The sequence below is a fragment of the Saccharomonospora iraqiensis subsp. iraqiensis genome (genome assembly GCF_000430445.1).
GTDB classification, from domain to species: domain Bacteria; phylum Actinomycetota; class Actinomycetes; order Mycobacteriales; family Pseudonocardiaceae; genus Saccharomonospora; species Saccharomonospora iraqiensis.
In genome coordinates, this window is record NZ_KE387090.1 from 102,161 (window position 1) to 113,138 (window position 10,978).

11 protein-coding genes are annotated in these 10,978 nt (G+C 70.3%); 5 read left to right on the forward strand and 6 right to left on the reverse strand.

Translation table 11 applies throughout. From position 1 onward, the window contains the following. Positions 1-830: DUF349 domain-containing protein (locus ACTIR_RS23125; protein ID WP_034239729.1), on the forward strand; the 830-nt coding region annotated here is incomplete at its 5' end. 105 nt (positions 831-935) lie between these two features. On the opposite strand, the gene ACTIR_RS0112710 is transcribed toward ACTIR_RS23125, so the two are convergent. Beyond that, the gene (locus tag ACTIR_RS0112710) at positions 936-1,430 is read right to left on the reverse strand and encodes an Rv2732c family membrane protein (protein ID WP_026454573.1); all 495 of its coding nucleotides are present in this window, start codon (positions 1,428-1,430) and stop codon (positions 936-938) included. Continuing rightward, positions 1,430-2,926 carry a tRNA (N6-isopentenyl adenosine(37)-C2)-methylthiotransferase MiaB gene (gene miaB, locus ACTIR_RS0112715; RefSeq protein ID WP_026454574.1) on the reverse strand — a complete coding sequence of 499 codons (1,497 nt, stop codon included), beginning with the start codon at positions 2,924-2,926 and terminating at the stop codon, positions 1,430-1,432. The genes ACTIR_RS0112710 and miaB overlap by 1 nt, the downstream gene beginning before the upstream one ends. 339 nt (positions 2,927-3,265) lie before the next feature. Between miaB and ACTIR_RS0112720 the strand changes: the two genes are divergently transcribed. The 4 genes from ACTIR_RS0112720 (at position 3,266) to ACTIR_RS0112735 (ending at position 6,623) form a co-directional block, all read left to right on the forward strand. Then, positions 3,266-3,994 (forward strand): amino acid ABC transporter ATP-binding protein, encoded by a 729-nt coding sequence (locus ACTIR_RS0112720; protein WP_199285621.1) that lies wholly within the window; start codon positions 3,266-3,268, stop codon positions 3,992-3,994. A 100-nt stretch (positions 3,995-4,094) separates the two neighbouring features. Continuing rightward, the gene (locus ACTIR_RS0112725) at positions 4,095-5,012 is read left to right on the forward strand and encodes a glutamate ABC transporter substrate-binding protein (protein ID WP_026454576.1); all 918 of its coding nucleotides are present in this window, start codon (positions 4,095-4,097) and stop codon (positions 5,010-5,012) included. A 106-nt stretch (positions 5,013-5,118) separates the two neighbouring features. Then, positions 5,119-5,766 carry an amino acid ABC transporter permease gene (locus tag ACTIR_RS0112730; RefSeq protein WP_026454577.1) on the forward strand — a complete coding sequence of 216 codons (648 nt, stop codon included), beginning with the start codon at positions 5,119-5,121 and terminating at the stop codon, positions 5,764-5,766. Further along, complete coding sequence (locus ACTIR_RS0112735; RefSeq protein WP_026454578.1) at positions 5,763-6,623, forward strand: amino acid ABC transporter permease; 861 nt, start codon at positions 5,763-5,765, stop codon at positions 6,621-6,623. The genes ACTIR_RS0112730 and ACTIR_RS0112735 overlap by 4 nt, the downstream gene beginning before the upstream one ends. Before the next feature lie 125 nt (positions 6,624-6,748). On the opposite strand, the gene ACTIR_RS0112740 is transcribed toward ACTIR_RS0112735, so the two are convergent. The 4 genes from ACTIR_RS0112740 to ACTIR_RS0112755 all read right to left on the reverse strand — a co-directional run bounded on the left by ACTIR_RS0112740 (position 6,749) and on the right by ACTIR_RS0112755 (position 10,633). After that, the gene (locus tag ACTIR_RS0112740) at positions 6,749-7,504 is read right to left on the reverse strand and encodes a succinate dehydrogenase/fumarate reductase iron-sulfur subunit (protein WP_026454579.1); all 756 of its coding nucleotides are present in this window, start codon (positions 7,502-7,504) and stop codon (positions 6,749-6,751) included. Then, positions 7,501-9,426 (reverse strand): fumarate reductase/succinate dehydrogenase flavoprotein subunit, encoded by a 1,926-nt coding sequence (locus tag ACTIR_RS0112745; protein ID WP_026454580.1) that lies wholly within the window; start codon positions 9,424-9,426, stop codon positions 7,501-7,503. Before ACTIR_RS0112745 ends, ACTIR_RS0112740 begins: the two co-directional genes overlap by 4 nt. Positions 9,427-9,498: 72 nt before the next feature. Continuing rightward, positions 9,499-10,308 carry a hypothetical protein gene (locus tag ACTIR_RS0112750; RefSeq protein ID WP_052583865.1) on the reverse strand — a complete coding sequence of 270 codons (810 nt, stop codon included), beginning with the start codon at positions 10,306-10,308 and terminating at the stop codon, positions 9,499-9,501. A 31-nt stretch (positions 10,309-10,339) separates the two neighbouring features. Continuing rightward, positions 10,340-10,633 carry a hypothetical protein gene (locus tag ACTIR_RS0112755; RefSeq protein WP_007024184.1) on the reverse strand — a complete coding sequence of 98 codons (294 nt, stop codon included), beginning with the start codon at positions 10,631-10,633 and terminating at the stop codon, positions 10,340-10,342. Between the last annotated feature and the right edge of the window lie 345 nt (positions 10,634-10,978).

The following is a 10,978-nucleotide window of genomic DNA, read 5'->3' on the forward strand; positions in this document are numbered from 1 at the left end:
CCGAGGAGGCCGAGGAGATCGCGGCGTCGTCCACCCAGTGGAAGGCCGCGGGCGACCGGCTGCGGGCCATCCTCGAGGAGTGGAAGACCGTCAAGGGGGTCGACCGCAGAACCGACGACGAACTGTGGAAGCGGTTCTCCAAGGCGCGGGAGGCGTTCAACCGGCGCCGCGGGGCGCACTTCGCCGAACTGGACAAACAGCGCGCGGCGGCGAAGCAGCGCAAGGAGGAACTGATCACCGAGGCCGAGTCGCTGTCCGACTCCACCGACTGGGGCCCGACGGCGGCCCGGTACAAGGAGCTGATGGCCGAGTGGAAGGCCGCCGGCCGGGCCCCGAAGGACGCCGACGAGTCGCTCTGGCAGCGGTTCCGCGCGGCCCAAGACGCCTTCTTCTCCCGCCGCTCCGAGGCCTTCGCCGAACGGGACGCGGAGTTCGCGGAGAACGCCACCCGCAAGGAGGAACTGCTCGCCGAGGCCGAGAAGATCGACCCCGCGGCCAACCTCGACGCCGCCAAAGGACAGCTGCGCCGGATCCAGCAGCGGTGGGACGAGATCGGCAAGGTGCCGCGGGAGCGCATCCGGGAGCTGGACGGGCGGCTGAAGGCGGTGCAGGACCGGGTGCGCTCGGCCGAGGACGCCCGCTGGCGGCGCACCGACCCGGAGGCGCACGCCCGTGCCGCGCAGTTCCGCGAGCGGGTCGACCAGTTCGAGTCGCAGGCCGAGAAGGCCCGCGAGGCGGGCGACGAGAAGCGGGCGGCCGAGGCAGAGCAGCAGGCCGCGCAGTGGCGGGAGTGGCTGCGCGCGGCCGAGGAGGCCGTGGCGAACCGCTGACCCGGACCTCCCGGAGTCGACGGGCACCGGAGTCGACGGGCACCGGAGTCGACCGGTGCGGCGGCGACCGCTGGGGGCGGGCCGGCGTTCGGCCCGCCCCCGTGCTCACGGCCGGGACCAGGCCAGTCGCATCCACTGCGCGGCGAGGACCACCATGGCGACGGTGGAGAGCACCAGTCCGATCCCGGGCCCGCCCCCGGCGACGTCCGGGGCGGTGGCGGACTGCTGCGACCAGATCGCCAGGACGCCGTCGACGGAGGCGAACCAGCCGCCGACGGCGCAGACCCAGGTCAGCCACCAGCGCCGGGTGGCGAGCGCGACGGCGGAGGCGAGGACACCGAAGCCGGTGGCGGTCGCGGCGAACAGCTGCGGGATCGCGTCGGCACGTCCGAGCAGCACCTGCCACCCCGCGAACCCGTCGACCCAGGGCAGCACGAGTCCGATCACGAGCACGAACACGGTCACGGCCACGGCGAAGCCACGCCTGCCGAACTCCACGGTCTTGACGGCCCGGTCCAGCGCCGCCTCCGCGTCGGCGGCCAGGTGGCCCAGGTCGTCCCCGCGGTGATCCCGGTCGCTGTCCGACCTCGCCCCGGTCATCACGCACACCCCCCGTCTCCGCAGGATCCCGCGGGTTCCGGCTCGGTCCGGGGCGCACCGAAGGACGGCAGTCCCAGCCCCACGCCCCGGGTCTTCGGCCGCAGTCCGGCCTCGACGTTGTCCCCCGCCGCGGTCCGGCGGTGGGACAGCAGTTCGGCGTCGGCGACCAGGTGGTGCGGGGCCGCGTAGGTGACCGTGGTCTCCACGACGTCCCCGGGCCGCACCTCCCGGTCCACCGCCCCACCGGACGGGGTGAAGTGGACCAGCCTGCCGTCCCGCGCCCGGCCGCTCATCCGGTTGGTCTCGGCGTCCTTGCGCCCCTCGCCGACGGCGACGAGCAGTTCCACCTTGCTCCCGACGAGGGCCCGGTTCTCCTCCCAGGCGATCTCGTTCTGCAGTGCCACGAGCCGCTCGTAACGTTCCTGGACGACGTGCTTCGGGACCTGGTCGGCCATCCCGGCGGCGGGCGTGCCGGCGCGCGGCGAGTACTGGAACGTGAAGGCGCCGGAGAACCGGGCCTTGCGCACCACCTCGAGCGTGGCCTCGAAGTCCTCCTCCGTCTCCCCCGGGAAGCCGACGATGATGTCGGTGGTGATGGCCGCGTCCGGCATCGCCGCCCGCACCTTGTCGAGGATGGACAGGAACCGGCTCGACCGGTACGACCGGCGCATGGCCTTCAGCACCCGGTCGGATCCGGACTGCAACGGCATGTGCAGCTGGGGGCAGACGTTCGGCGTCTCGGCCATCGCGTCGATCACGTCGTCGGTGAACGCCGCCGGGTGCGGCGAGGTGAACCGCACCCGCTCCAGTCCGTCCACGGAACCGCACGACCGCAGCAGCTTGCCGAACGCGTACCGGTCGCCGAACTCGACGCCGTAGGAGTTGACGTTCTGACCGAGCAGGGTGACCTCGGAGACCCCCTCGGCCACCAGCGCCTCGACCTCGGCGAGGATCTCGCCCGGCCGCCGGTCGCGCTCCTTGCCGCGCAGCGAGGGCACGATGCAGAAGGTGCAGGTGTTGTTGCACCCCACCGAGATCGACACCCAGCCGGAGTACGCCGACTCCCGCCGCGCGGGCAGCGTCGACGGGAACGTCTCCAGCGATTCGAGGATCTCGACCTGGGCCTCGTCGTTGTGCCGGGAGCGTTCGAGCAGTGTGGGCAGCGCGGCGATGTTGTGCGTGCCGAACACGGCGTCCACCCACGGCGCGCGACGGACGATCTCGCCGCGGTCCTTCTGCGCCAGGCAGCCCCCGACGGCGATCTGCATGCCGGGCCTGCTCCGCTTGCTCGCCCGGAGGTGCCCCAGGTGCCCGTAGAGCTTGTTGTCGGCGTTCTCCCGCACCGCACAGGTGTTGAGCACCACGAGGTCCGGCGCATCACCGCCGGTGACCGGCCGGTAACCAGCGTCCTCCAGCTGGCCCGCGAGCCGCTCGGAGTCGTGGACGTTCATCTGACACCCGAAGGTGCGGATCTCGAAGGTCTTGCTACCGCTCACCGGGTCTCCTGGTGCGCGCAGGCCGACAGGTACCTCTCCAGGGTAGGCCAGGCAGGTCGCGCCGCCGCACCGGCTCCGGCGGCCCCGGCGCCGCCGCGGAACCCACGTCTACGCCGTTCGGGCGTTCCGTCGCGCCGCCGGATCCGGTAAAGGTTCGGACACGTCTGCGCGATTCTCTTCACGGAGTGCGGGCATGGACACGTATGGTGTCGTCCCGGCTCGAAACCCGTGCCCTATTGCCCCGAAGGTGTGAGCACCCGGTGTTACCCGTGACAGCCCGCGACCCGTGGCGTGCCGAGTGATGGAGGTCTGATGAGCACCGCGACGTCCGCACCGCCGATGATCAAGGCGGCGGCGGTCAACAAGCACTTCGGCGACCTGCATGTGCTCCGGGACATCGACTTCGAGGTCCCACGCGGGCAGGTCGTGGTGGTCCTCGGCCCGTCCGGCTCCGGCAAGTCGACCCTCTGCCGGGCCATCAACCGTCTGGAACCCGTCGACTCCGGGGAACTCGCCGTCGACGGGAAGCCGCTGCCCGCCGAGGGGCGCGCACTCGCCGCGCTGCGGGCCGACGTCGGCATGGTCTTCCAGCAGTTCAACCTCTTCTCCCACAAGACGATCCTGGACAACGTCACGCTCGGGCCGATCAAGGTCCGGAAGACCCCCGCGTCCGAGGCCCGGCAGCAGGCGATGGAGCTGCTCGACCGGGTCGGTATCACCGACCAGGCGGACAAGTACCCCGCCCAGCTCTCCGGCGGCCAGCAACAACGGGCCGCGATCGCGCGGGCACTGGCGATGCGGCCGAAGGTCATGCTGTTCGACGAGCCCACCTCCGCGCTCGACCCGGAGATGGTGCAGGAGGTCCTGGACACCATGACCGAGCTGGCCGACGAGGGCATGACGATGCTCGTGGTCACGCACGAGATGGGCTTCGCGCGCCGGGCCGCGCACCGCGTGGTGTTCATGTCCGACGGCGAGATCGTCGAGGATTCCACCCCCGAGGAGTTCTTCACCGCGCCGAAGTCCGAGCGCGCGCGGGACTTCCTTGGCAAGATCCTGACCCACTGACCTCCGGCGGCGCGCGCCGCCGTGGGAAGCCGGGGCGGCACCGCCGCCGTGGAGACCGGGGCGGCACGGGCCGTCTCAACCGGAAAGAGGAGAGGTGCACATGAAGTTCCGCACCCTGGCGGCCGGTGTGCTGGCCGCGGGTCTCGTCCTGAGCGCGTGCGGCAGGGAGGGTTCGCCCTCCGACAACGGAGAGGGCGGCGGCGGGGGTGACGGCGACAACGCCGCCGCCTCGCTGAACTACGAGGTCGCCTCGGACGTCACCGTCGAGGGCTCGCCCACCTTCCAGACGATGACCGACCGGGGCAACCCCATCGTCGGGGTGAAGGAGGATCAGCCGGGACTCGGCGAGAAGGACGCCATGACCGGCGAGTTCAGCGGGTTCGACATCGAGATCGCGCGGATGGTCACCGCCCGGCTCGGCTTCGACCCGGGCGACATCGAGTACAAGGTCGTGCCCTCGGCCGGACGTGAGCAGGCGCTGGTCAACGGCGACGTGGACTACTACGTCGGCACCTACACGATCAACGACAAGCGCAAGGAGCAGGTCGACTTCGCCGGCCCGTACTACGTCGCGGGTCAGAGCCTGCTGGTGTCCGCGGACAACGAGGACATCCAGAGCAAGGACGACCTGCAGGGCAAGGCGGTCTGCTCGGTCAGCGGCTCGACCCCCATCCAGCGGGTGCGGGAGCAGGGCCTGACCGAGAACATCGTCGAGCTGCAGACCTATTCGCAGTGCGTCACCCAGCTCCAGCAGGGCGAGGTCGACGCGGTCACCACGGACGACGCGATCCTGCTCGGCTACGCCGCCCAGGAGCCGGACGCGCTGAAGGTCGTCGGCGACACCTTCTCCGACGAGCCGTACGGCGTCGGCCTGCCCAAGGGTGACGACGCCCTGCGGGAGAAGGTCAACGACATCCTGCAGGACGCCATGGACGACGGCACCTGGCAGGAGATCTACGACGCCACGCTGGGCAAGTCCGGCATCGAGGCGGAGATGCCCACCCTCGAGCGGTACTGACGCCCACGGCGCCCGTTCCGGTCCGGTCACGGTCCACCCCGACCACGGCGGTGGGCCGTGACCGGGCGTGTGCCCGACCCCCCGCTCGAGCTCCCCCGAGGGAAACATGGACGTTCTGCTGGACAACCTCGACCTCTACGGTCCGGGCTTTCTCAACACCCTCGAGCTGTTCGCCCTCGCGGCGGCCGGCTCGCTGGTGCTGGGCACCGTCCTCGCGATGCTGCGGGTCTCGCCGGTGCCGATCCTGCGGGCCGCCGGGGCCACCTACGTCACCCTGTTCCGCAACACGCCCCTGACGCTGCTGTTCTTCTTCTTCGCCTTCGCCTACCCGCTGCTGGACATCGTCGACCTGTCGTACTTCGCCGCGGCGGTCGTCGCGCTGATCGTCTACACCTCGGCGTTCGTGTGCGAGGTGGTGCGGTCCGGTATCAACACCGTCCCGGTCGGCCAGGCCGAGGCGGCGCGCGCCGTGGGGCTGACCTTCGGCCAGATGCTCGGCCAGGTGGTACTGCCGCAGGCCACCCGCTCGGTGGTCCCGCCGATGGTGAGCACGATGATCGCGTTGCTGAAGAACACCACGATCGCGGCCGGGTTCTCCGTCGTCGAGGCCGGCGCGATCCAGAACTACCTCTCCGAACGCGGCTACAGCGTCATGGTGGGTCTGCTGTGGGTCGCGCTCGGGTTCGTGATCCTCGTCGTCCCGATGACCCTGCTGCAACGCAGCCTCGAGAAGCGCTGGAGCGTGGCCCGATGAGCGCGGTCCTGTACGACGTCCCCGGCCCGAGGGCCCGCGCGCGGCACCGGGTGTACGCCGTGGTCGGCGTGCTCGCGCTGGTGGCCTTCGTCGGCTTCGTGGTGTACCAGTTCGCCGACGCGGGCCAGTTCGACGGCGAGATGTGGGAGTGGATCCTCTACGAACACGTCCAGCTCCAGCTCCTCGAGGCACTGGGCAACACCCTGCGGGCGTTCGCGGTGGCCGCCGTGCTGGCGCTGGCCTTCGGCGCGATCTTCGCGGCGGGCCGGCTGTCCGACCACGCCGCCGTCCGGGTCCCGGCCACGATCATCGTCGAGTTCTTCCGTGCCGTACCGCTCGTGGTGATGATCTTTTTCTTCTACTACGGGATCGGGCTGGGCGAGCCGTTCCACTCGGTGGTGTTCGGGCTGACGCTGTACAACGGCTCGGTGCTGGCCGAGGTCTTCCGCGCCGGGGTGCTGTCCCTGCCGAAGGGCCAGGGCGAGGCCGCCTACGCGATCGGGATGCGCAAGACCCAGGTGATGCGGTCGGTGCTGCTGCCCCAGGCGCTGCGCGCGATGCTGCCCGCGATCATCAGCCAGCTCGTCGTGCTGCTCAAGGACACCGCACTGGGCTTCCTGATCACCTACGAGGAGCTGCTGCGCTACGCCCGGTACCTCGGTGGTGTCGTCGACTTCGACCGGCCGCTGGTCCCGGTGACCCTCGTGGTGGGGGCCATGTACATCGTCATGTGCCTGGCACTGACCGGCCTGGCGCGGTACCTGGAGTCCCGCAACCGCCACAACCGCAAGGCCCCCGACCCGGAGGTCACGCGCCGGACCGAGAACACGGTCCGCGAGCACGAACCCCTGGAGTGACCGCCCCCGGCGCGCCTGACGTGGTGCCGTGAAGGACTCCCTGCCTGCGCTTGGTGCCGTGAAGGACTCCTTCACGGCGTCACACGCAGCGAAGGAGTCCTTCACGGCACCACCGGGGTGCGGGGTCAGCTGCCCTTGCGGCGGAAAATCTTGTCGCCGAGCCAGACGAGGGGGTCGTAGCGGCGGTCGGCGACCCGCTCCTTCATCGGGATGAGCGCGTTGTCGGTGATGTGGATGTTCTCCGGGCACACCTCGGTGCAGCACTTGGTGATGTTGCAGTAGCCGAGCCCGTGTTCGGTCTGCGCCTCGTTCCGCCGGTCGGCCACGTCGAGCGGGTGCATCTCCAGCTCGGCGATCCGCATGAGGAACCGCGGCCCGGCGAACACGGGCTTGTTCTCCTCGTGGTCACGGATCACGTGGCACACGTCCTGGCACAGGAAGCACTCGATGCACTTGCGGAACTCCTGCGACCGGTCGACGTCCTCCTGGGCCATCCGGTACTCGCCGGGCGCCAGGTCCGGCGGCGGCGCGAACGCCGGGACCTCGCGGGCCTTGGCGTAGTTGTACGACACGTCGGGAACCAGGTCCCGGATCACGGGGAACGTGCGCATGGGGGTGACCGTGATGACCTCCCCCTCCTCGAAGATCGACATGCGGGTCATGCACAGCAGCCTCGGCCTGCCGTTCACCTCGGCCGAACACGAGCCGCACTTGCCCGCCTTGCAGTTCCACCGCACCGCCAGGTCGGGCTCCTGGGTGGCCTGCAGCCGGTGGATCAGGTCCAGCACGACCTCGCCCTCGTTCGCCTGGACGGTGTAGTCCCGCAGTTCGCCGGAGTCCTCGTCGCCCCGCCAGACGCGGAGGGTGGCCTCGTAGCTCATGTCACGGCGTCCTTTCCCCCGTGCGCGGTCAGTTCGTCGGCGGTGTAGTACTTCTCCAGCTCGGAGAGCTCGAACAGGTCGAGCAGGTCGGCACGCATCGGCTCCTGCCGCTTCGCCTCGACGGTCACCTCCGGCACCACGGCGGCCTCGTCGTCCCGCACCGTGCACACGAGCAGGGTGTTGCGCCACTGGGCGTCCATCGCCGGGTGGTCGTCGCGGGTGTGCCCGCCGCGGCTCTCGGTGCGCCGCAGCGCCGCGCGGGCGACGCACTCGCTGACCAGCAGCATGTTGCGCAGGTCCACCGCCGTGTGCCAGCCGGGGTGGTACTCGCGGTCCCCCTCCACCGTGACGCCCGGAAGCCTCCTGCGGATCCCGTCCAGCGCCTCGAGGGCCTTCTCGATCTCCTCGGCCGTGCGGATGATGCCCACCAGCTCGTTCATGCACTGTTGCAGCTCGGCCTGCACCGCGTAGGGGTTCTCCCGCCGTACCCCGTCCCGTGGGCCGTCGAACGGCGCCGACGCGGTCCGCTCCGCCATCGCGACGTCCACCTCGGAGACCTCCGGCCACCGATCGAGCGAGTCGACGTAGTCCGCCGCCCCGAGCCCGGCCCGCCGTCCGAACACCAACAGGTCGGACAACGAGTTGCCCCCGAGCCGGTTCGACCCGTGCATCCCGCCCGCGCACTCCCCGGCGGAGAACAGTCCGGGCACACCCGCGCGGGCCGTGTCCGGGTCCACCTCGATCCCGCCCATCACGTAGTGGCAGGTCGGCCCGACCTCCATGGGTTCCCGGGTGATGTCCACATCGGCCAGTTCGCGGAACTGGTGGTACATCGACGGCAGCCTGCGCCGGATCTCGTCGGCGGGCAGCCTGCTCGCGATGTCCAGGAACACCCCGCCGTGCGGCGACCCGCGCCCCTCCTTGACCTCGGTGTTGATCGCCCTGGCGACCTCGTCCCTCGGCAACAGGTCGGGGGTGCGCCGGTGGTTGTCCGGGTCGGCGTACCAGCGGTCGGCCTCCTCGGCGCTCTCGGCGTACTGCCCCTTGAACACGTCCGGCACGTAGTCGAACATGAACCGCTCGCCTTCGGAGTTGCGCAGCACCCCGCCGTCCCCGCGGACGCCCTCGGTGACCAGGATCCCGTTCACGCTGGGCGGCCAGACCATGCCGGTCGGGTGGAACTGCACGAACTCCATGTTGATCAGCGGCGCACCCGCGCGCAGCGCCAGCGCGTGCCCGTCGCCGGTGTACTCCCAGGAGTTCGACGTGACCTGGAACGACTTGCCGATGCCGCCCGTGGCGAGGACCACGGCCGGGGTCTCGAACAGCACGAACCGGCCGGAGGCCCGTCGGTAGCCGAACGCGCCGGCGATCGCGCCGTCCTGCTTCAGCAGTTCGGTCACCGTGCACTCGTCGAACACCCGGAGTTTCGCCCCGTGGTCGCCGTGGACGGCGAAGTCCTCCTGCTGCAACGAGACGATCTTCTGCTGCATGGTGCGGATCAGTTCCAGCCCGGTGCGGTCGCCCACGTGCGCCAGGCGGGGGTAGGTGTGCCCGCCGAAGTTGCGCTGGCTGATCCGGCCGTCGGTGGTGCGGTCGAACAACGCGCCGTAGGTCTCCAGCTCCCACACCCGCTCGGCGGCCTCTTTCGCGTGCAGTTCGGCCATCCGCCAGTTGTTCAGGAACTTGCCCCCGCGCATGGTGTCGCGGAAGTGCACCGCCCAGTCGTCGTTCGGGTTCACGTTGCCCATCGACGCCGCGCACCCGCCCTCGGCCATCACGGTGTGGGCCTTGCCGAACAGCGACTTGCACACCACCGCGACGCTCAGCCCCCGCTGCCGCGCCTCGATCGCGGCACGCAGACCCGCACCCCCGGCACCGATCACCACCACGTCGTAGCTGTGCCGTTCGACCTCGGTCATCGAAATGTGCCACCTCTGGTTGTCGGCACCGGCGCCCCGGTGCGGATTCTTCCACCGGCGCCCGGTGCGGATTCAGTTGACGAAACGCAGGTCCGGGATCGTGCCGGTGGACACCAGCCACACGTACAGATCGGTGATCACCAACGAGGCGAGGGTGACCCACGCGAACTGCATGTGCCGGACGTTCATCCGGCTGACCCAGGTCCAGATCCGGTACCGGACCGGATTGCGGGAGAAGTGCTTGAGCCGCCCGCCGGTGACGTGTCGGCACGAGTGGCAGGACAACGTGTATCCCCACAGCAGCACCACGTTGACCAGCAGGATCACGTTGCCGAGCCCGAATCCCAGCCCGCGTTCGCCGTCGAAGGCGAGGATCGCGTCGTAGGTGTTGATCAACGTGATGACGAACGCCGCGTAGAAGAAGTACCGGTGCGCGTTCTGCAGGATCAGCGGGAGTCGGGTCTCGCCGGTGTAGCGGTCGTGCGGTTCGGTGACCGCGCACGCGGGCGGCGCGAACCAGAACGAGCGGTAGTACGCCTTGCGGTAGTAGTAACAGGTCAGTCGGAAGCCGAGCAGGAACGGCAGGGAGAGGAACGCCAGCGGGATGAAGCCGGGCAGCTCCCCGATCGGGGTGCCGAAGTGGCTCGACCCCGCCACGCAGGAGTCGCTGAGGCAGGGCGAGTAGAACGGCGTCAGGTAGTGGTTCTCGGCGTCCCAGTACCCCTCGCGCATGAACGACCGGACGGTCGCGTAGACGACGAAGGTGGCGAGCCCGAGCGCGGTGAGCAGCGGAGGCAGCCACCACCGGTCGGTGCGCAGGGTACGTCCACCCGGGGTGGACCCGGCGGGCCGCGCCCCGGCCCGGTGCGGTGCGGTGTTCACGGAGTCGGTCACGGATGCCTGCCCGGGCCGGTCAGTGCTGGTCACGCTGATGACCGCCCACGCCCTCGTCGTCCGCACCCTTCCACAGGTCCGGGTCGTACGGCGTGTCCGGCACGGGCACCACGTCGGTCCGTCCGGCGGAACGGCCCCGGGCCGGCACGGGCGGCGTCTGCGCGAGGTCGCCCGCGTCGATGTCGAGCCGGTCGACGTCGTTGGCGATCCGGCGGACCGCGGCCGCCTCGCCGTAGCGTGACCGCAACGCACCGACGCACTGTCTGAGCTGGCCGATCGCCCGGCGCAGCTCGCTCAGTTCCGCACTGGACATGCTCACCCTCCGAGGTCGTTGTCCCACCGGTCGCTGCCGACAGCGCCGACTCTGCCCCGACACGGGACGTGTGACAAGTCACAACCCGCGCGTGTCCCGCGTGATCGGGATCACTCATCCTGCCCTACTTAATCGATTTTGTGCGCGCCGAGCTCGACTGTATCGTGTCAGTGATCCCACGGCCGCGAGCGCCAGTGCCGCCGTCCGCTGCCTGTCCTGATCACGAAGAGCGACCGGGAGCGCCGTTGACCTCTCTCCATCCCGTCCTCGCGGACGTCACCGACCGCATCGCCCGCCGCAGCGAGACCACCCGCCGGGACTACCTCGACCGGGTCGCCGCCGCCG

Coding starts and splice junctions, on each gene's coding strand:
- ACTIR_RS0112710 (WP_026454573.1), bottom strand. CDS start 1,430: ATGACCGGGGCGAGGTCGGACAGCGACCGGGATCACCGCGGGGACGAC.
- ACTIR_RS0112720 (WP_199285621.1), top strand. CDS start 3,266: ATGATCAAGGCGGCGGCGGTCAACAAGCACTTCGGCGACCTGCATGTG.
- ACTIR_RS0112725 (WP_026454576.1), top strand. CDS start 4,095: ATGAAGTTCCGCACCCTGGCGGCCGGTGTGCTGGCCGCGGGTCTCGTC.
- ACTIR_RS0112730 (WP_026454577.1), top strand. CDS start 5,119: ATGGACGTTCTGCTGGACAACCTCGACCTCTACGGTCCGGGCTTTCTC.
- ACTIR_RS0112735 (WP_026454578.1), top strand. CDS start 5,763: ATGAGCGCGGTCCTGTACGACGTCCCCGGCCCGAGGGCCCGCGCGCGG.
- ACTIR_RS0112740 (WP_026454579.1), bottom strand. CDS start 7,504: ATGAGCTACGAGGCCACCCTCCGCGTCTGGCGGGGCGACGAGGACTCC.
- ACTIR_RS0112745 (WP_026454580.1), bottom strand. CDS start 9,426: ATGACCGAGGTCGAACGGCACAGCTACGACGTGGTGGTGATCGGTGCC.
- ACTIR_RS0112755 (WP_007024184.1), bottom strand. CDS start 10,633: ATGTCCAGTGCGGAACTGAGCGAGCTGCGCCGGGCGATCGGCCAGCTC.